17 protein-coding genes are annotated in these 19,374 nt (G+C 65.0%); 7 read left to right on the top strand and 10 right to left on the bottom strand.

Features of this window, described 5'->3' with window-relative positions:
• The first annotated feature begins 795 nt into the window (after nt 1–795).
• The 3 genes from Q0743_RS23290 to uraD are packed head-to-tail and all read left to right on the top strand — an operon-like array spanning nt 796 to nt 3,038.
• Nucleotides 796–1,209 (top strand): DUF3830 family protein, encoded by a 414-nt coding sequence (locus Q0743_RS23290; protein ID WP_298243817.1) that lies wholly within the window; start codon nt 796–798, stop codon nt 1,207–1,209.
• Nucleotides 1,210–2,145: an allantoinase PuuE gene (gene puuE / locus Q0743_RS23285; protein ID WP_298243816.1), complete on the top strand. Its 936-nt coding sequence runs from the start codon at nt 1,210–1,212 to the stop codon at nt 2,143–2,145.
• 5 nt (nt 2,146–2,150) lie between these two features.
• On the top strand, nt 2,151–3,038 hold the full coding sequence (uraD, locus tag Q0743_RS23280; RefSeq protein ID WP_298243815.1) for a 2-oxo-4-hydroxy-4-carboxy-5-ureidoimidazoline decarboxylase: 888 nt from the start codon (nt 2,151–2,153) through the stop codon (nt 3,036–3,038).
• On the opposite strand, the gene Q0743_RS23275 is transcribed toward uraD, so the two are convergent.
• The gene (locus tag Q0743_RS23275) at nt 3,035–5,761 is read right to left on the bottom strand and encodes a molybdopterin cofactor-binding domain-containing protein (protein ID WP_298243814.1); all 2,727 of its coding nucleotides are present in this window, start codon (nt 5,759–5,761) and stop codon (nt 3,035–3,037) included. The two genes, uraD and Q0743_RS23275, sit on opposite strands and share 4 nt — an antisense overlap.
• Entirely contained in the window at nt 5,758–6,582 is an 825-nt protein-coding gene (locus Q0743_RS23270; RefSeq protein WP_298243813.1) for an FAD binding domain-containing protein, read from the bottom strand. The genes Q0743_RS23275 and Q0743_RS23270 overlap by 4 nt, the downstream gene beginning before the upstream one ends.
• Nucleotides 6,583–6,729: 147 nt before the next feature.
• Between Q0743_RS23270 and Q0743_RS23265 the strand changes: the two genes are divergently transcribed.
• Complete coding sequence (locus Q0743_RS23265) at nt 6,730–8,079, top strand: 8-oxoguanine deaminase (protein ID WP_298243812.1); 1,350 nt, start codon at nt 6,730–6,732, stop codon at nt 8,077–8,079.
• Nucleotides 8,080–8,185: 106 nt separating this feature from the next.
• On the opposite strand, the gene Q0743_RS23260 is transcribed toward Q0743_RS23265, so the two are convergent.
• From Q0743_RS23260 to Q0743_RS23245, 4 genes are all read right to left on the bottom strand, one after another.
• A complete protein-coding gene (locus Q0743_RS23260; protein WP_298243811.1) occupies nt 8,186–9,262 on the bottom strand; it encodes a BMP family ABC transporter substrate-binding protein in 1,077 nt (358 codons plus the stop codon).
• A gap of 75 nt (nt 9,263–9,337) precedes the next feature.
• Nucleotides 9,338–10,255 carry an ABC transporter permease gene (locus Q0743_RS23255; protein ID WP_298243810.1) on the bottom strand — a complete coding sequence of 306 codons (918 nt, stop codon included), beginning with the start codon at nt 10,253–10,255 and terminating at the stop codon, nt 9,338–9,340.
• On the bottom strand, nt 10,242–11,333 hold the full coding sequence (locus tag Q0743_RS23250; RefSeq protein ID WP_298243809.1) for an ABC transporter permease: 1,092 nt from the start codon (nt 11,331–11,333) through the stop codon (nt 10,242–10,244). The genes Q0743_RS23255 and Q0743_RS23250 overlap by 14 nt, the downstream gene beginning before the upstream one ends.
• Nucleotides 11,317–12,888, bottom strand: coding sequence for an ABC transporter ATP-binding protein (locus tag Q0743_RS23245; RefSeq protein ID WP_298243808.1), 1,572 nt, complete (start codon nt 12,886–12,888; stop codon nt 11,317–11,319). The genes Q0743_RS23250 and Q0743_RS23245 overlap by 17 nt, the downstream gene beginning before the upstream one ends.
• Nucleotides 12,889–13,266: 378 nt before the next feature.
• Between Q0743_RS23245 and Q0743_RS23240 the strand changes: the two genes are divergently transcribed.
• On the top strand, nt 13,267–14,640 hold the full coding sequence (locus tag Q0743_RS23240; protein ID WP_298243807.1) for a hypothetical protein: 1,374 nt from the start codon (nt 13,267–13,269) through the stop codon (nt 14,638–14,640).
• Between the two features lie 44 nt (nt 14,641–14,684).
• On the opposite strand, the gene Q0743_RS23235 is transcribed toward Q0743_RS23240, so the two are convergent.
• On the bottom strand, nt 14,685–14,906 hold the full coding sequence (locus tag Q0743_RS23235) for a hypothetical protein (RefSeq protein WP_298243806.1): 222 nt from the start codon (nt 14,904–14,906) through the stop codon (nt 14,685–14,687).
• Between the two features lie 348 nt (nt 14,907–15,254).
• On the opposite strand from Q0743_RS23235, the gene Q0743_RS23230 reads away from it, so the two are divergent.
• Nucleotides 15,255–15,437 carry a hypothetical protein gene (locus Q0743_RS23230; protein WP_298243805.1) on the top strand — a complete coding sequence of 61 codons (183 nt, stop codon included), beginning with the start codon at nt 15,255–15,257 and terminating at the stop codon, nt 15,435–15,437.
• An 18-nt stretch (nt 15,438–15,455) separates the two neighbouring features.
• On the opposite strand, the gene Q0743_RS23225 is transcribed toward Q0743_RS23230, so the two are convergent.
• The 3 genes from Q0743_RS23225 to Q0743_RS23215 all read right to left on the bottom strand — a co-directional run bounded on the left by Q0743_RS23225 (nt 15,456) and on the right by Q0743_RS23215 (nt 18,149).
• The gene (locus Q0743_RS23225) at nt 15,456–16,847 is read right to left on the bottom strand and encodes a VWA domain-containing protein (RefSeq protein ID WP_298243804.1); all 1,392 of its coding nucleotides are present in this window, start codon (nt 16,845–16,847) and stop codon (nt 15,456–15,458) included.
• 5 nt (nt 16,848–16,852) lie between these two features.
• Entirely contained in the window at nt 16,853–17,800 is a 948-nt protein-coding gene (locus Q0743_RS23220; protein ID WP_298243803.1) for a MoxR family ATPase, read from the bottom strand.
• A 148-nt stretch (nt 17,801–17,948) separates the two neighbouring features.
• Nucleotides 17,949–18,149 (bottom strand): hypothetical protein, encoded by a 201-nt coding sequence (locus tag Q0743_RS23215; protein ID WP_100175419.1) that lies wholly within the window; start codon nt 18,147–18,149, stop codon nt 17,949–17,951.
• Nucleotides 18,150–18,374: 225 nt separating this feature from the next.
• Here Q0743_RS23215 and Q0743_RS23210 point away from each other — a divergent pair, with 225 nt between their 5' ends.
• Nucleotides 18,375–19,349, top strand: coding sequence for a quinone oxidoreductase (locus tag Q0743_RS23210; protein WP_298243802.1), 975 nt, complete (start codon nt 18,375–18,377; stop codon nt 19,347–19,349).
• Nucleotides 19,350–19,374: the final 25 nt, after the last annotated feature.

The raw sequence follows: 19,374 nt of genomic DNA, 5'->3' as shown, positions 1-19,374 counted from the left end.
GCACCAGCCTTGAGCCCGTCTGATCGCAGGTCTACTTCCCTCCCAGTTGCTCTTGTCTTGAGAGGGTGGCATGACCAAGCAAAGCTCGGGCGAATTGAGCCGCGAGGCTGAGAAGCCATGTCTGCAGTTACACACGCGCTGTCATCGCCCGGCCAGTGCGCAATTGCGCTCCAGGACCGGGCGATCCAGTATTCCAGAGGCCGTCGTGATCGAACCGATAAGCCGCGGCGTGCTGGATGCCTCGCCTTCGCAGGGAATGACAGTCTGCGAGCTGAGCTGCGGGCCACAATCTCGATCTCGTAGGGTGGGCAAAGCGCAGCGTGCCCACGCCTTTGTTGCTTTATCGATGGAGATCGTGGGCACGGCGCGAGTGCGCCTTTGCCAACCCTACTGCACCGCCGCTCGGATGTGCAGAGGAGCATCGCAATGATCATGTGGAGAGAGCGAGCGCCTCGCTCGCCTCTCGTGCCCCGGACGCGGCGCAACGTCACTTCGACGGTGCGCTGCAGAGCCGGGGCCCATGTCGCCGCGCGCCTGCCGCTTCTGGGTTCCGGCTCTGCACCGCAACGCCGGCGCGTTGCGGCTTGTCCGGGACACAGCTGGTCAAACATTCGGCAATCATGCCCGCTGGCCCGATGGACTTGCTTCCTTCAATCCGCTTCAATGGATCACTCGGGCTTCACGCGGAGCTTGACCAGCCGCGGCGGATGCCTCGGCGCCCCCTTGCGCGAAACGGTCGGGAGTGCTCTTTGCTTGAGAGCTTTCCGGGGCGAAGCTCCGATCCAGAGAAATGAGATGAGCAAGCTCGTTATCCGCGCCGGCGAATTCACCTTCGATGCCCGCTTCGAGGAGCAGCTGGCGCCGAAGACCGTCGCCGCCTTCCGCAAGGCGCTGCCGTTCGAGAGCCACATCATCCACGTGCGCTGGAGTGGCGAGGGTGTGTGGATGCCGCTCGGCGACCTCGACTTCGGTGTCGGCTACGAGAACCACACCAGCTATCCCGCGCCCGGCCAGATCATCCTTTATCCCGGCGGCATCAGCGAGACCGAGATCCTGCTGGCCTATGGCAGCGTGCATTTCGCCAGCAAGATGGGCCAGCTCGCCGGCAACCATTTCATCACGCTGACCTCCGGTCTCGAGAATCTCGCCCCCCTCGGCAAGAGCGTGTTGTGGAAGGGCGCCCTGCCGATCCGTTTCGAGGAAGTCTGAGTGACCGAACCACGCTATCCGCGCGATCTCCGCGGCTACGGCCGCAACCCGCCGCATCCGCAGTGGCCCGGCAACGCGCGCGTCGCGGTGCAATTCGTCGTCAATTTCGAGGAAGGCGGCGAGAACAACATCCTGCATGGCGACCGCGCCTCGGAAGCGTTCCTGTCCGACGTGCTCGGCGCGCAGCCCTGGCCCGGCCAGCGCCACGCCAATATCGAATCCATGTTCGAATATGGCTCGCGCGCCGGCTTCTGGCGGCTGTGGCGGATGTTCGCCGCGCGCAACTGGCCGACCACCGTGTTCGGCGTCGCCACCGCCCTGAAGCGCAACCCTGAAATCGTCGCGGCGATGAAGGAAGCGGGCTGGGACATCGCCAGCCACAGCCTGAAATGGATCGAGCACAAGGACATGACGGAAGCGCAGGAGCGCGCCGAGATTGCGCAAGCGATCCGCGTCCATACCGAGGCGACCGGCTCGCGCCCGCTCGGCTGGTACACCGGCCGCTCCTCGATCAACACCAACCGTCTGCTGATGGAGGAGGGCGGCTTCCTCTATCTCTGCGACTCCTATGCCGACGATCTCCCCTACTGGATAAAGAGCGCGGGCGGCAAGCAGCTCGTCATTCCCTATACGCTCGACGCCAACGACATGCGTTTCATCAACCCGCAAGGTTTTGCCGAAGGCGAGCAGTTCTTTACCTACCTCAAGGACGCCTTCGACGTGCTCTATGCCGAAGGCGAGACCGCACCGAAGATGATGTCGGTGGGACTGCACTGCCGCCTCGCCGGGCGGCCCGGCCGCGCCGCGGGCCTGATCCGCTTCCTCGACTATATCGGCAAGCATGAGCGTGTCTGGGTGCCGACCCGATTGCAGATCGCGCAGCACTGGCACGACAAGCACGCGCATCTGGCCTCCGACGCGTTCGAGATCGGGTGAGGGCGATGCCGAAGATCTCGCTCGCCGAGCTCAACGCCGCAAGCAAGGCGGATTTCGTCGCCGTGCTCGCCAATGTCGTGGAATATTCGCCGTGGATCGCCGAGCAGCTCGCCGACAAGCGGCCGTTCGGTGGCATCAACCAGCTGCACGCCGCGTTGATGGCCGCGATCCAGAGCGCCGAGCCCGATGTTCAGCTGGCGCTGATCCGGGCGCATCCCGATCTCGCCAGCAAGACCCAGCGCGCGACGGGGCTGACGGCGGACTCGACCGACGAGCAGAACAGCGCCGGCCTCGACCGGCTGTCGGAGGCCGAATACGCGGCGTTCGAGCGCGTCAACAACGCTTATCGCGACAAGTTCGGCTTCCCCTACATCGTCTGCGTGCGCCGCCACACCCGGGATTCCGTGCTGCGCGATTTCGAGATCCGGTTGCGCAACATGCTCAAGACCGAAACGCGGCGCGCGATCGAGGAGATCGGCCGCATCTCCGCGCTGCGGCTCGATCAGCTCGTCGTGGCCGAGGACAGGCTGAAGGTGCACGGCCGGCTGTCGACCCACGTGCTGGACAATCACATCGGCAAGCCCGCGGCCGGCATTGCGGTCGAACTGATCGAGCTGGCAAATCTCGGCGAGAGCCGGGTGATCACGCGTGCGGTGATCAATGCGGACGGCCGTACCGACGAACCGCTGATCGGTGGCCGGCCGCTGCCGATCGGCCGTTACGAGCTCAGGTTCAGCGTCGGGCAATATTATGCCGAGCGCAGCGTGCCGATGGCCGATCCGCCGTTCCTCGACGAAGTGCCCCTGCGCTTCGGCATCAGCGCGCCGGAAGATCACTATCACGTGCCGCTGCTGATCACGCCGTGGAGCTACTCGACCTATCGCGGCAGCTAACCACCGAACTTGTCGAGCAGCGCCGGAAACAGCCGGTCCGGCTTGAACGGCGGCGCGGTGAAGCGGATGCCGGTGGCATTCGCGATGGCGTTGCCGAGCGCGGCGGCGACCGGATTGTACGGGCTCTCACTCATGGACTTCGCGCCCAGCGGCCCGATCGTGTCGGACGTCTCGGCGAAGAAGACGTCGGTGCGCGGAACGTCGGCGAATGAAGGCAGGTGGTAGTCGCGGAATTTCGGGTTGGTGACGCGCCCCTCGGCGTCGATCACCATCTCCTCGTAGAGCGCAGCGCCAAGCGCCTGCGCGACGCCGCCTTCGACCTGACCGCGGCATTGCATGGGATTGGCGACGACGCCAGCGTCTGCGGCATGCACGCTCCTGAGAATCCTGAGCTCGCCGGTGGCCTTGTTGACGGCGACGCGAAAGCCCTGGACGTTGAAGCCGACCGAACGCGGTGTGCCGTCGGAATTGCCGTGGCCTGCGAATGGCTGTCCGCGTTCGCGCCCGAGCTTCGCGAGCTCCGCAAAAGGCATGCGCCGAACACCGCAGACGACGGCATTGTCCTCGAGCGCGCAGGCCTTGACGTCGCACAGCCATGCATCGGCGGCCGCCGCCTTCAGCGCGGCGGCAAGCTGCACGGCCGCCGCTTGGGTCGCCTTGCCGGCCACGAACATGCCCGCGCTGCCATAGGCGCCGGTGTCGTGGCCGCCATGGGCCGTATCGGACTGGCGCAAATGGATCTTGTCGACCGTGGTCGCCAGTGTCGTGGCGGCGATCTGCCGGTGCACGGTGCTGGTGCCGTTGCCGAACTCGGCGGTGCCGACGGTGAGCTCGAAGCAGCCGTCGTCGCCGAGCGCGATCGTGGCATCGGCGAGGTGGCCGGCCGGCGGCGCCGTGTCGATCATGGTCAGCGCGACGCCGTCGCCGATCAACCAGTCCTGCGACAGCTCCGCTTGCGGACCATCGGCCTGCATCGCGCGCTCGACGAGGTCGAGGCATTGGTCGAGCCCGTAGGAGCCGTAGAGCACGTCGTGAAATTCGGACGGCGGCGGCGACAGCATGGGATCGCCGGGCCGGACGATGTTGCGCCGGCGCATCTCGTACGGGCTGATGCCGAGCTGCCCCGCCAGCTCGTCGATCGCGGCCTCGATCGCAATCTGCGATTGGGGCAGGCCGTAGCCGCGAAATGCGCCGGCCGGCACCGTGTTGGTGTAGACGGCGTGGCCGTCCACCCGCTTGTTCGGACAATTGTAGACGGCGATGGATTCGGACAGCGAATGAAACATCACGGGGCCGGCATGATTGCCGTAGGCGCCGGTGTTGGAGAGCAGGTCGAGCTGCAGCGCGGTGAGCTTGCCGTCGGCATCGGCGCCGGCCCTGATGTGGACCCGCATCGGGTGCCGCGTCGAGGTCGCGATGAACTGCTCCTCGCGCGTCAGCTCCAGCTTCACCGGACGTCCGGTCTTGAGCGCGGCGAGCGCCAGGATGTCCTCGACGAACATCTCCTGCTTGCCGCCGAAGCCGCCGCCGACGCGCTCGCAGAACACGCGGACCTTGTCCAAGGGAAGCTGGAAGATGTCGGACAGCGCGCGCCGGGTCAGGAACGGCACCTGCGTCGAGGTACGCACATTGAGAACGCCCGCCTCATCGAGCCAGGCGAGGCCGCCATGCGTCTCCAGCGCCGCATGCTGCACGCGATGGCTGTGGAAGGTCGCTTCATAAGTGACCGCAGATGTCGCGAGCGCCGCCGCGACATCGCCGAACTCACCATGCGTCTCCGCCGCGAGGTTGCGCTGGGGATCTGCGATGCGGTTCGCGGTGGTGCGATCGGGATGAAGGATGGGGGCGCCCGGCACCATCGCCTGCTCCGGATCGATGAGTGCCGGCAGAATCTCGTAATCCACCTTGATCCGTCGGCAGGCCTCCTCCGCGGCGGCTTCGCTCTCGGCGACGACGGCGGCGACCTTCTGGCCGACGAAGCGGACGACGTCGTCGAGAACGCGGGTGTCCTCGGGGTCCATCCAGTCCATCTCGTGCCGCGCAGTCGACATCAGGACAGATGGCGCGTCCTCATGCGTCAGGACGGCATGCACGCCGGGCACCTTCAACGCTTCCGACGTGTCGATCGCCACGATCCTGGCGTGGGCATGGGGCGAGCGCGCCAGCTTGACGTGAAGCAGGCCTTCGATTGCGGTGTCGAACGTGTAGCGCGCCTTGCCGCGGACGATGTCGGGGCCTGCCGGCGCCGGCAGGCTGCGGCCGAAGGCGGTGCCGGGCTCGACGCTCGCCTCGACATTGGTCTTGCCGAGCAGCGCATCCTCGATGGCGCGGTAGCCGGTGCAGCGGCAGATATTGCCCTTCAACGCGGCCCCGAGATCGGTGCGCTGCGCCTGGTTCAGGGAGGCGCAGGTCAGGATCATGCCGGCGGTGCAGAAGCCGCATTGAAAGCCTTGCGCATCGAGGAAGGCCTGCTGCATCGGATGCGCGCCGTGCTCGCCGCCAAGACCTTCGATCGTGGTCACGGTTCGCCCCTCGGCACGGAAGGCCGGGATCAGGCAGCTGTGCACCGGCTCGCCGTCGAGCAGCACGGTGCAAGCGCCGCAATCGCCGGCGTCGCAGCCCTTCTTCACGCCGAAATGGCCGAGCTCGCGCAGGAAAGTGCGCAGGCACTGGCCGGCGCGCGGCTGTTGCGCAAACGACTTGCCGTTGATTTCGAAGCTCACGGCATTGCCCCCTGGAGCTCGCCGCGAATCTCCTCGGCAAGCCGCAGCGTCATGTGCTTGCGCCAGAGCGGCTTGCCATGGATGTCGGTATGGTACAGATCGTCAGTGATCTGCTGCGCGATCGCATCGCCCAGCGCATTGGTGTCCGGGGCCTTGCGGAAGGACAATCGGATCGGCCGCACCGTGGATGCCGTCACCGTCAGCCTCAGCGTGCTATCAGCATCCAGGCTGCCGATCAGCAACGCCGCCGAGCGGCCGACCGGCGCCAGCGAGATCTGGCGAAAGGCCGTGCGGCGCTTCAGCGCAGCGATCGGGATGTCGATCTGCCGGATCAAATCGCCCGGCGTCAGGCGATTGCGCTGGTTGCCGGTGACGAACTCGATGACGGGAATCCGCTGCTCGCCGCCGCCGGCCTTCCAGATGGTGCAGACGCCGTCGAGCGCCGCGGTGAGCGAGATCATCGGTCCCGCCGGCAGCGACATGCAGAGATTGCCGCCGACCGTCGCGGTCTTCCATATCTTGAACGACGCAAGGAACGCCCGACAGCACTGGCCGATCAGCGGCGCGGCCAGCCAATCGGGCGGGCAGGAGAAGCCATCGAGCTGTGCGACGGTGCAGGTGGCGGCGATCGAAAGATGGCTGTCGGTGATCGTCAGCGCCGGCCATTTCAGGTCAGTCAGATCGATCAGCCGCTTCAGATGGGCCTGCGGCTCCGAGAACAGCCATGTGCCGCCCGCGAGCCAGGCGTCGCCGGCCGCCCAGGCCGGCAGTTGCGCCCGCGTTTGCGGACGGGCCACGGTCGTGATTGTGTTCAAATCCATGGCCGCGCCAGAGCTTCCGCCGGTGAATCGTGATGATGAGTCTTGCAAGCCCGGAGCCAAGTCGCAACAAACAAGTCGTGGTGCGAAGGCAATCGGGCCGTTACCTGGCTTGCCTGTCGCCAGCGGATATGAGGGAGAAACGGGATCATGGCCGATACAAAGCCGATCTGGATCAGGGATCCGCTGGCCATCCTCGCCGACGGGGCCGCGCGCGGGATCGTGGTGAAAGACGGTCGGATCGTCGAGCTCGTGCCGGCCGGCGGCACGCCTGCAACGGCTGACGTCGCTGTGTTCGACGCGAGCGAGCACGTCGTGCTGCCGGGCCTGATCAACACCCATCATCACTTCTACCAGACACTGACGCGGGCGCTGCCGGCGGCGATGGATCGCGAGCTGTTTCCCTGGCTCAAGGCGCTCTATCCGGTGTGGGCGCGGTTGACGCCAGAGGCGCTCGAGCTCGGCGTCACCGTGGCGATGTCCGAACTGCTGCTGTCGGGCTGCACGACGACGACGGATCATCATTACGTCTTCCCGGCAGGGCTCGAGGACGCCGTGGATATCGAGGTCGGCGTCGCGAAGCGGCTCGGCGTGCGCGTGCTGCTGACGCGCGGTTCGATGAATTTGTCGCAGCGCGATGGCGGGCTGCCGCCAGACAGCGTCGTGCAGGATGAAGACACCATCCTCGCCGACAGCGTGCGTGTGGTCGCGAAACATCATCAGCGCGGCGCGGATGCGATGGTGCAGATTGCGCTTGCGCCGTGCTCGCCGTTCTCGGTGACGACCTCGCTGATGCGCGCCACCGCCGATCTCGCCGACAAGCTCGACGTGCGCCTGCACACCCATCTCGCCGAGACCGAAGACGAGAACGAGTTCTGCGAGCAGATGTATGGCTGCCGTCCGCTCGACTATCTCGAACAGTGCGGTTGGCTCAACGCGCGAACCTGGCTCGCCCACGGCATCTTCTTCAATGCCGACGAGATCAAGCGGCTCGGCAAGGCCAGGACGACCATCAGTCATTGCGCGTGCAGCAACCAGATCCTGGCGTCGGGCTGCTGTCCGGTCTGCGAGATGGAGGAGGCTGGCGTCGGCATCGGGCTCGGGGTCGACGGCTCGGCCTCAAATGACAGCTCGAACCTGATGCAGGAGGTCCGCGCCGCCTTCCTGCTGCAACGGGCCCGCTATGGCGTAAGCAGGGTCAGCCACAAGGACGCGCTGCGCTGGGCCACCCAGGGCTCGGCGGCCTGCGTCGGCAGGCCGGAACTGGGCGAGATCGCCGTCGGCAAGGCGGCTGACCTTGCGCTGTTCAAGCTCAACGAGCTGCGCTTCTCCGGCCATGGCGATCCCCTGGCCACGCTGGTGCTGTGCGGGGCGCATCGGGCCGACCGTGTGATGGTAGCGGGACGATGGGGGGTGATCGACGGCGCGATCCCGGGCCTCGATGTCGCCGATCTCATCCGCAGGCACAGTTCCGCGGCGCGGGCGATGCAGGCGGGATAGGGGAAGAATTGAAAGAGGGGGCGACCACAAGTGCCGGGTGCTTTTGGCCACCCCCTCCGAACCTCCTCCGGGAGGAGCAGGTGAATTGGGTAAAGCAAGAAGCGTGCTACTTGCCCGGCAGCTTGTCGTCGATGCCCTTCACGTAGAAATTCATGCCGAGGATCTGCCCGTCGTCGAGGTGATCGCCGTCCTTGCACTCGACCGGCTTGCCGTCCTGCCCAATGATCGGGCATTTGAACGGATGCAGCTTGCCCGCAATGATCGCGGCCTGGGCATCCTCTGCCATTTTTTTCACGTCGTCCGGCATGTTGGTGTAGGGCGCCATGGCGAACATGTGGCTGTCGAGGCCGCCCCAGCTGTCCTCGGACTTCCAGGTTCCCGCAAGCTCGGCCTTGACGCGTTCGATGTAGTAGGGACCCCAGGTGTCGAGGATCGAGGTCAGCTGGGTCTTGGGCCCGAACTTGATCATCTCGGAATCCTGGCCGAAGGCGAGCTTGCCGCGTTCGCTGGCGATCTGCATCGCGGCGGGCGAATCCGTGTGCTGCATGATGATATCCGCGCCCTGGTCGATCAGCGCCTTGGCGGCGTCGGCCTCCTTGCCCGGATCGAACCAGGTGTTGGCCCAGATGATCTTGACCTTGATGTTCGGGTTGATGCTCTGAGCCGCCAGCATCGTCGCGTTGATGCCGGAGACGACCTCCGGAATCGGGAATGAGCCGATATAGCCCAGCACCCCGGTCTTCGACATTTTGGCCGCGATCAGACCCTGGATGTAGCGGCCCTGCCACCATTTGGCCGAGTAGGTCGACATGTTCGGGTTACGCTTGTAGCCGGTGGCGTGCTCGAAATGCACGTTCGGATACTTTTTGGCGACCTTCAGCGTCGGGTCCATGTAGCCGAACGATGTCGTGAAGATCAGCTTGTTACCGGCACGGACCAGCTGTTCGATCGAGCGCTCGGCGTCGGGGCCTTCGGGCACGTTCTCCAGATAGGTGGTCTCGATCTTGTCGCCCAGCTCCTTCACCAGCGCCAGGCGCCCCTGATCGTGCTGGTAGGTCCAGCCGAGGTCGCCGATCGGGCCGAGATAGATGAAGCCGACCTTGAGTTTGTCGGCGGCGGAGGCCGCGCTGACGCTTCCCGCAAGCAAGAGCCCGGCGGCCAGCGCAAGAAGTGATTTCCTCATCATCGATCTCCAAACATCAGGGGAAAGCCACGATCCGGACGCGCGCGCCCCATCGCGCGCGTCACAGAAATGAATTCAGCGGTCAGGTACGAACACGGTGCCGAGCGCGGCCGGCGCGGTCGAGCCGCCACTGCGCGCGCGGGAGAGCAGAACCAGAACGATGACGGTCGCAAGATAGGGCAGTGCCGACATGAATTGCGAGGGAATGCCGATGCCCCAGCCCTGCGCGTGCAATTGCAGGATCGTCACCGCGCCGAACAGATAGGCGCCGACCACGAGCCGGCCCGGCCGCCAGGACGAGAACACCACCAGCGCCAGCGCGATCCAGCCCCGGCCTGCGGTCATGCCGGGGATGAAGAACGGGGTGTAGGCGAGCGGCAGATAGGCGCCGGCAAGCCCGGCGCAGGCGCCGCCGAACATCACGGCGAAGGTGCGAATGCGCAACACGGGATAGCCGAGCGCATGCGCGGAGGCGTGATTGTCGCCGCAGGCGCGCAGGATCAGTCCGGCGCGTGTGCGGTAGAGGAACCACCAGACGCCGATGACGAGTGCAATGGAAACGTAGACGAAGCCGTCCTCGCCGAACAGAACACGGCCGACCAGCGGGATGTCGGTGACGCCGGGAATGGAGAGATGAGCGGCAGGCGTGATGCGCTCGCCGACGAAGCCGGCGCCGATCAGTCCGGACAGCCCGACGCCGAGAATGGTCAGCGCGAGGCCGGTGGCGACCTGGTTGACGGCAAGCCCGAGCGCCATCAACGCGAAGATCAGCGCCATCAACACGCCCGCGGCGATGCCGAACAGCGCACCGATGAAGACCGATCCGGTGAGCCACGCGCCGGCGAAGCCGCAGGCCGCGCCGACGATCATCATGCCCTCGACACCAAGATTGAGCACGCCGGATCGCTCGGTGACGAGCTCGCCGGTTGCTGCGATCAGCAGCGGCGTCGACGCGGCGAGCACTGAAAGGATGATGGCCTCAACCAGCTCCACGTGTCACCTGTCGGTTGGGGAAGACCAGCTTGAAGCGATAGAGGATCAGGGAATCGCAGGCGAGCACGTAGAACAGCAGGATGCCTTGAAAGACCTTGGTGACATCCAGCGGAATCTTCATCGCGATCTGCGCTTGCTCGCCGCCGATGAAGGTCAGCGCAAGGAACAGGCCCGCGACCAATATTCCGAGCGGGTTCAATCGGCCGAGGAAGGCAACGATGATTGCCGTAAAACCATAGCCCGGGGAGATGCCGGGCTGGAGATGACCGATCGGACCCGCGACCTCGATGATGCCGGCGAGACCCGCGAGCGCGCCTGATATTGCGAAGGTCAGGATGACCAGCCGATCAGCGTTGAAGCCGCCGAACCGCGCGGCACGAGGCGCTGCGCCGACGACGCGGATCTCAAAACCCTTGATGGTGCGACCGAGCAGGATTGCGGCGGCCGCCACCACGAGAAGCGCGATGATCGAGCCGAGATGCAGCCGGCCGCCCTCGATCAGCAGCGGGACCGTCGCGACGGGATCGAACTCGGCCGTGGTCGGGAAGTTGAAGCCGTGCGGGTCGCGCCAGGGGCCGCGCACGAGATAGTCGAGGAAGAGGTCGGCAACATAGACCAGCATCAGGCTGGTCAGGATCTCGCTGGCGCCGAACCTCACCTTGCAGATCGCCGGGATCAGCGCATAGAGCGCACCCGCAGCGGCCGCGAGGACGAGCATGGCGGGCAATACCCAGGCTCCGGCGTCGGTGCCTTGCGTCCTCACCGCGATCCAGCTTCCGGCGACCGCGCCGATCAGGAATTGTCCTTCGGCGCCGATATTCCAGGCATTGGCGAGATAGCACAGCGACAGTCCGATCGCGATCATCACCAGCGGCGTCGCCTTCACCGCGATCTCCTGGAGCGAATAGCCGTCGGTCAACGGCGCGATGAAATAGGCATGCAGGGCGAGCAGCGGATTCTTGCCGAGGATCGCAAACAGGACGACCATGGTCGCGATCGTGAGGCCGACAGCGATCAGCGGCGAGACCAGCGCGATCGTGCTGGACCGCTCGGCGCGCTTCTCAAGCACCAGCTGCATACGCGGCCTCCTGCGGCTCCAGACTGCTGCCGCCCATGAGAAGACCGAGCTTTTCGCGCGTCGCTTCGCTGGCTGCAAGCGGCGCCGATAGCCTTCCGTGGAACATCACGGCGACACGGTCGGCGATCTCCGCGAGCTCGTCGAGGTCCTGGCTGGTCACGAGCACGGCGGCGCCCGCGGCCGCGAGATCGAGCAGCGCCTGGCGAATGACGGCGGCGGCGCCGGCATCGACGCCCCAGGTCGGCTGACTGACCACCAGCACCGCGGGATTGCGCAAAATCTCGCGCCCGACGATGAACTTCTGCAGATTGCCGCCGGAGAGCGATGCGGCCTCCGGATCGCGCTTGGCCTTGCGGACGTCGAACGTCTCGGTCGCGAGGTCGACGGTCTTCAGTGCGGCGGCACTATTGATGAAGCCGCGATGGACCATCCCGCTCGCGGCATGGCCGGTCAGCAGCGCGTTCTCGGAGAGCTTCATACGCGGCGCGGTGCCATGGCCGAGCCGCTCTTCGGGGACGAACGCCGTGCCCAGCCTGCGTCGCTGCGTGATCGAAAGTCGGCCGGCGGGGATGCCTTCGATCACCACGGTGTCCGGGTGCTTCGACAACCGCTCGCCGGAGAGTGCGGCGAACAATTCGTCCTGGCCGTTGCCGGCGACGCCGGCGATACCGAGGATCTCGCCACCCCTCAGCTCGAACGAGATGTGATCGAGCCGTACGCCGTGCGCCTCGCCTGGTGCAAGCGACAGGTCGTTGACGACGAGCCGCGGCACGGTGGTCTTCCGGCTGGAGGCCGCGTTTACCTCCCTGATCTCACCGCCGACCATCATGCGCGCGAGCGAGGCTGCGGTCTCGCGCCGGGGATTGCAGGTCTCGACCTTCCTGCCACCGCGCAGGATCGTGGCGGTGTCGCAGAGACGCTTCACCTCGTCGAGCTTGTGGCTGATGTAGAGGATGGCGCGGCCTTCGGCCTTGAGGCGCTTCAGCACGATGAAGAGCTGGTCGGCTTCCTGCGGCGTCAGGACGGCGGTGGGCTCGTCCAGGATCAGGAATTTCGGGTCCTGCATCAAGGCGCGGACGATCTCGATGCGCTGGCGTTCGCCGACCGACAATTGCCAGACCTCGCGCCGGGGATCGAGCGGAAGGCCGTAGGTCTTCGACACCTGTGCAAGCCGCGCCGATATGTCCTTGAAGGACTCCTTGCCGTCGAGACCGAGCGCGACGTTCTCGGCGACGGTGAGATTGTCGAACAGCGAGAAGTGCTGGAACACCATGCCGATGCCGTGCTTGCGCGCATCCGAGGGGCCGGACAGCACGATACGTTCGCCCTGCCATCGGATCTCGCCGGCGCTCGGCTGGATCAGACCGTAGATCGCCTTGACCAGCGTCGATTTGCCGGCGCCGTTCTCGCCGAGCACGGCATGGATCTCGCCGGGCCGGATATCGATGTCGATGGAATCGTTGGCGAGGAAATCGCCATAACGCTTGGTCAGCCCGATCGTCCGCAGCAGCGGGGACTCGCCGGAACTCGGGCCGTCAGGTGTCGAATCCAACATTCGTTGATGCGCTTGCATGTGTGGAGGGCCTCGATAGTGGGCTAGTTTGGACCCCGGCGTAAGGTGTGAAAATGCGTCATCCCGTGCCCAACGCTCCGGCAGGCGGGCGGTGCCTGTGGCCGGGTGGCCCCGCCCCGCGTCCGGGCGCTCTGCAGGGGCCCTCGTCGGATCGAGCCTTTTGTAGATTCGTGCCGGTTCAAGTCAAATCGGGTGCCGACCGGCTGCGCCGGTGTCGCCGCCGCCCCTTTCGTCCGCTGCCGCAGGGGGCAGCCGTTACCCCGACGATGCTCCGCCGGACGCCGGCGCGTCATCTGAAGGAAATACGAATCAGCCATGCTCTGGATGGTGGCCGCACCATCGGAGTGATCCTGGCCGCATATGAATAGCGATATCTCGTTGCCTTCAGAACGCGAAAACCGATTCTACCAGGGCGCGACCGCCTCGCTCGTCGCCAACGCCCTTCAGGCGGTGAATTTTCTCGGAGATCGTTTCCTGAGAAAATTGCCTCATTCGTTGTCGGCCATCGAGGACCTCTACCGGCACGCGATGGACAGCGCGTTTTCCGCGACGGAAACCTTCCTCGTCACGGGGGCACCCCACGCATCCGCCTATTATCCCCGTGACTTCGCCTGGTTCTATCCTGATATCCTCGACCCCGAGACCATCATGGATGCGCAGGACGCGGTGCGGCGGGCTCGGCTGCTCGACAAGAGCGTGCGCTTGTTGCTGGAGGCGGTTCGCGCCGGCGTCGTCACGACGACCATCGTCCCGGCGGGGCGTGGGCGGTATCTCGGCGTGAATTATTTCTCTCCTCCGTCGGATACGCTGCTCGGCATTCTGGCCGGCCTGCAGCAAATGATCTCGGCCGATCAGCGGGCGCCATCCTATCTGGCGATGTCGCAATGCGCGCATGCCGGCCGTCTGTTGCTGGCCGAATATGGCGATGACCTGAGGCGGGCGGTTCTGAAGCTCGCAAGCGAGCTCGAGCCGTTCGACCACGACGGCGCCAGGTACCTATTGTGTGACGCACGCGGGCCACGCTCCGCCGCAACGGACACCCGCGCCGAGCGCCGTCGGTTCGTGACCAATGCCTGCGTCTACACGACGTTCACGTGGAGCATGCAGCTCGGCGTCGTCGGCGAGAACGAGCTGAAGCGGCTGCTCGGTCGCGACCTCGCGCAGTACAAGAAGGACCTGCTTCACCTGTTCGGCGGGGACGGATACATCAGGCATTCCCTGGATGGTCCGAAGGGGCCGCCGGCCTCTGTGGTCGCGCTCGATTTCGTCAGCGTGCATCGCGGCTTCTGGGATCTGAACGATGCGAGCGAGCGGGCACTGTTCGCGGTCACGGCGGATCTGATCATCGCGGAGCCGCGCTTTCGTATCCCCAGCACGTTCCACTTCCTGGTGTCCGCGGATAATCCACGCAACAAGATGATCCACAAGATTGCGGCGCCCGCCTATCAGGGACGTTCCTCCTGGCCGACATTCAACGTCGAATTCGCCGATCGCATGCTGGACTATGATGAATTCTCGGCGAGCGATACCTACCGTTCCTGCGCCCAGGGAATATTGAAGGATATTCGGACCGCGACCGAGCTGCATGGCGGATATCCAGAGCTGATCTCCGAGCAGGGCCTGAAATATCGCACCTGGGCCTATCAGGGCGCGGTGGCTCACTCCTGGTTTCCGCGCTTCCTGTCGGTTTGGCGGAGGGCATATGGATCGCCGCTCCTGAAGTGGGATGACTGACCTCCACGCTGAAAATGCCGGCGGAGATGATCAGCGCGAGCGCGTCACGCCACGAGGTCGAGCAGCCGGCACGATCCGCGCACCAGCACCTTGCGCCCGGCTGGCGTCATCACAGGCACGCCGTCATTGAGGGCGACGAGGCCGAGTGCGACGAGGCCATCGATGAGATAGGGCTTCGAGGGACGACCGTTCGACGGCGGGTTGCGAAGTGTGCGCAACGCTTCCCACTGGTCCGGGCTAAGTTCGAAATCGAGATCGTTGCTCATGTTGCCTCAAGCGATGGTGCCGTTGGCGCCTCTGTTAGCGACGCCGCGTGAAGACCGTGCGACGACAATGAGTCGGGAATTCGGTGAGCTGCTTAGAACGTCTCTTCACAAATTGCCGCACTTCGTTGCGACACGAGAAATAGATCGCTCAATCACGAAATTCGTCCACGTGCCTTGATCACTAATTGATGATCCGTAGTTGATGCTGCGCTGCAAGCTACCGCAGTGCACGGGAAGCATCGCTGTCCCATTATGCGACGGGACGGGCGCGAAATCATGAAGCCGGAAATCCGGGATTCTGATAGTTTGATTCGCGGGGAATGACTTCACGCGGCAGGAGTGGAGTGCATGAACAGGCTGGTTGAAATTCGCAGTCAGGAATCCCTATGCCGAGAGCGTGCGGCGCTCGATTTCGATCGCCGGATCTTCTGGCTCGCGCAGGCCGAAGAATGGGAGCAGCGCGCGCTCGACGAAATCGCCTATCACTTCCGAGAGTGCAACGGAGGGCAAGCGGAGCTTGCGCGAAACTGACGTAGCCGCGAGCGAGGCCTACTGATAAGTCGCCACAATGTCGGACACAGCGCGCTCGAGCTGCTGCGCGGTGGCGCATTGGCGCACGACGGTACAGAACGTCGCATAGCGCGGCATCTCGGAATCGCCAAAGCCCCAGGCGAGCCGCCCTTCCGGATTGAGCCAGACAAGCCGCTTGGAACGCTCGGAGATGCGGCGCAGGATATCGGCGCGCGGGTCGAGATTGTTGCTGCGGGCGTCGCCGAGCACGATCACCGTGGTCTGCGGCGTCAGCGTGCTCATGAAGTCCTTCTCGAAATCGACCAGCGAGGAGCCGTAGTCGGACGAACCGAAGCCAACCTTGGACATGATCTCGGCCATCGCTTCTTCCGGCGAGTTCTTCTCCAGAACTTCGCTGACCTCGATCAGGTGCGAGGAGAAGGCGAAGGAGCGGACGTCATCGACCACCTCGTGCAACGAGTGGATCAGCAGCAGGAAGAAATCCGAGACCTGGGCGACCGAACCTGAGACGTCGCAGATCGCGACGATCTTCGGCCGATTGCGATGCTTGCGCTTCCATGCGGTCAGGAAGGGCACGCCGCCCCAGGCGGCGTTGCGGCGGAGCGTGCGGCGCACGTCGAGATGGCCGCGGCGCTGACGCTTGCGCGGCTTGGAATAGCGCTCGCGCAGGCGGCGCGCGATCTGGCGGATCAGCGCGCGCATCTCGGCGACCTGACGCCGTTCGATGCGGGCGAGTGGCGCGTTGCGCAAAATCTCGTTGCGGAGGTTCTCGGCCTCCTCGCGGGCGTAGAGCGCAAGTCCCTGCGAGACGGTGTCGCGCACCGCCTCGCGCAAGGCGTCGAGCGCGGCGCGCAGCCGCTCGGCCAGCGCCGGATTGGTCGCAGTGAGTTCGTCGAGATCGTCGCGCAGCCGCTGCAGGCCCATGGCATCGAGGATGCGGCTCGAGAAGATGCCGCGCTGGGTGGAGTAGCGGATATCGGACAGGGAGGCCGCGCCGGAGGCGCTGGCGATGGCGGCTGCGATCGCGTTGCGATCCTGCGACAGCAGCATCTGCGCGAGAGGGCCGAGGCTTTCGGGCGGCTGGGCTTGGCCCGGTTCGCCGGCCGAGCCGGATGAAGACGACGGATCCGGTTGTTGGTCCGCGTCCTGCGCAGCGTCGTCGTTGCCCGCGGCTTCAGGCTGGTCCTGCCGCGGCTCTGGCTGGCTGAAGAACAGATCGAAGCAATCGCCAAGCGCCAGCTTCTCGTCCTGCGACTTGGCGAGCGTCAGGAGCAGCGCGTCGCGCAGGACGGTGCGGTCGGAGATGCCGACTTTCGCGACCGCGCGCATCGCATCGATGCTTTCGGCAGGCGAAACGTGGACGCCGACGCCCCGCGCCGCCCGAAAGAAGCGATGGAGGTTCTCGCGCATCGGCGTCAACCGAAGACGTTGGACCGGGCCGCCTTGGCAATGAAGGTCGTGACCTGCGGCGATGCGGCCTCGATGTCGGCTTCGTATTTCAGGAGCACGTTGAGCGTGTCCTTGACGATATCGGTGTCCAGCTCGCTCGCCTGGAGCAGCACCAGCACGCGCGCCCAGTCGATGGTCTCGCTGACCGAGGGCAGCTTCTTCAGATCCAGCGAGCGGATTTCGTGGATGAAGCCGACCATCTGCCGGCGCAGCGCCTGCGAGATGCCGGGCACGCGGCTTTCGACGATGCGCTCCTCGAGCCGTTGCTCGGGGAAGCCGATATGCAGATGCAGGCAGCGCCGCTTCAGGGCATCGCCCAGGTCGCGCTCGCTGTTGGAGGTGAGGATCACCGTCGGCGGCGTGATCGCCGAGACGGTGCCGAGCTCGGGGATCGTGACCTGGAAGTCGGACAGGATTTCCAGCAGAAGCGATTCGAATTCCGCGTCCGACTTGTCGATCTCGTCGATCAGCAGCACGCAACCGCCCGGCTGCTCCAGCGCCTGCAACAGGGGGCGGGGCTCGACGAATTCCTTGGAGAAGAACACGTCGCCGAAATCATGCAGCTGGTCGAGCGCGACATGCAGCGTCTGCGCGCCGCCCAGGACTTCGCCGAGCTTGTCTTTGAGAATTTGGGTGTAAAGCAGCTGCTTGGCGTACTTCCACTCGTACAGCGCCTTGGCCTCGTCGAGGCCTTCATAGCACTGCAGGCGGATCATCTTCATGCCGCGCCAGGCCGCGATTGCCTTGGCAAGCTCGGTCTTGCCGACGCCCGCGGGACCCTCGACCAGGATCGGCTTCTCGATCTGCTGCGACAAATAAACGGCGGTCGCGATCTGTCGGCTCGCGATGTAGCCCTGCGCGGCGAGGCCGCTCTCCACTGCCTCGATCGACGTCGAGGCCTTCTGATCAGCCACGAAAGGGCGCTCCCAAAGGTCTTACTTTAAGGCTTGTTCTGCCTGCGTTCCCCGCAAAGAACAAGCCTCGTTTGGGAGGCATCAGATCCGCGTGAACGGCGTTTTTTCCGCTGAGCGCAAATAGTTGAGCGCCTCGCCGTTCGCGGGGTCAGTGCCGCAGCAGCTCCGGCTTGCGGATGGTCTGCCGGAGCTCGGCGCCGCAATCGGCGCATTCATAGACGAAATCAATTCTGGCGAGGCTCCAGTGCGGCTCGACCTCGCGCACATACATCGGCAAAAACCCCATGCACGTCGGGCAATTCACGGGCGCGATTTCGACATCCTGATGATGCTGTACGTAAGCTGGCATCTCGGCTCTCCTTCGCAGGCGACCACCAAACCCCGCGCAGAAGCTACTGCCGGTCGCTCCAAGCGCGTCATCAACTCTTTCGAACGGAGCTGGAACGACGGACGTTTGTCGCTCGCTGTGACATTCTTGTTACGTGTCTGTACTGTAACGGGCGGACAGAATGCCTATTTCTGCAGCCAATCCGGCTTTTTCGGACCCGCACCCAACAAAAAGGGAGTAACGCCCATGACGCATGCCATTCGTTTTCACCAGACCGGCGGTCCGGAAGTCCTGGTCTGGGAGGAAGTCAGTGTCGGCAAGCCCGGACCGGGCGAGGCGCGCATTCGCCACACCGCCGTCGGTCTCAACTTCGTCGACATCTATAACCGCTCTGGCCTTTATCCCGCACAATTGCCGAGTGGACTTGGCAGCGAGGCGGCCGGTGTCGTCGAGGAAGTCGGCTCTGGCGTTACCGATCTGAAGCCGGGCGATCGCGTCGCTTATGGCGCCTCGCCGCTCGGTGCCTATTCCGAGGCGCGGCTGATTCCCGCCGACCGCCTGCTGAAGCTGCCCGACGGCGTCGACGACAAGACCGCGGCTGCGATGATGCTGAAGGGCCTGACGACGCAATATCTGATCCGGCAGACCTATCGCGTGAAGGCCGGCGACACCATCCTGCTCCACGCCGCTGCCGGCGGCGTCGGACTCATCCTCAGCCAGTGGGCCAAGCATCTCGGCGCGACCGTCATCGGCACGGTCAGCAGCGACGAGAAGGCCAAGCTCGCCAAGGCGCATGGCTGCGACCATGTCATCATCTACACGCGCGAGGATTTCGTGAAGCGCGTCGACGAGATCACCGGCGGCAAGAAGGTGCCGGTGGTTTACGACTCCGTCGGCAAGGACACGTTCCTGAAATCGCTGGATTGCCTCGCGCCGCTCGGCGTCGCCGCGTTGTTCGGTCAGTCCTCCGGCGCGGTCGAACCGCTCAATCTCGGCCTTTTGGCCCAGAAGGGCTCGCTCTACGTCACTCGGCCGACGCTGTTCACCTACGCCGCCAAGCGGGAGAACCTCGTTGCGATGGCAGGCGAGCTGTTCGACGTCGTCAAATCCGGTGCGGTCAAGATCGAGGTGCACCAGACCTATCCGTTGAAGGATGCCGCCAAGGCGCATGCCGATCTCGCCGCGCGCAAGACGACGGGATCGACCGTACTCACGGTTTAACCTCCGAGCAGGCGGTGACGCAGGC

The organism is uncultured Bradyrhizobium sp., assembly GCF_936943645.1.
In the GTDB taxonomy this organism is placed as follows: domain Bacteria; phylum Pseudomonadota; class Alphaproteobacteria; order Rhizobiales; family Xanthobacteraceae; genus Bradyrhizobium.
Note: the sequence above shows the minus strand (reverse complement) of the source record. Positions and strands in the feature narration are given on the sequence as shown.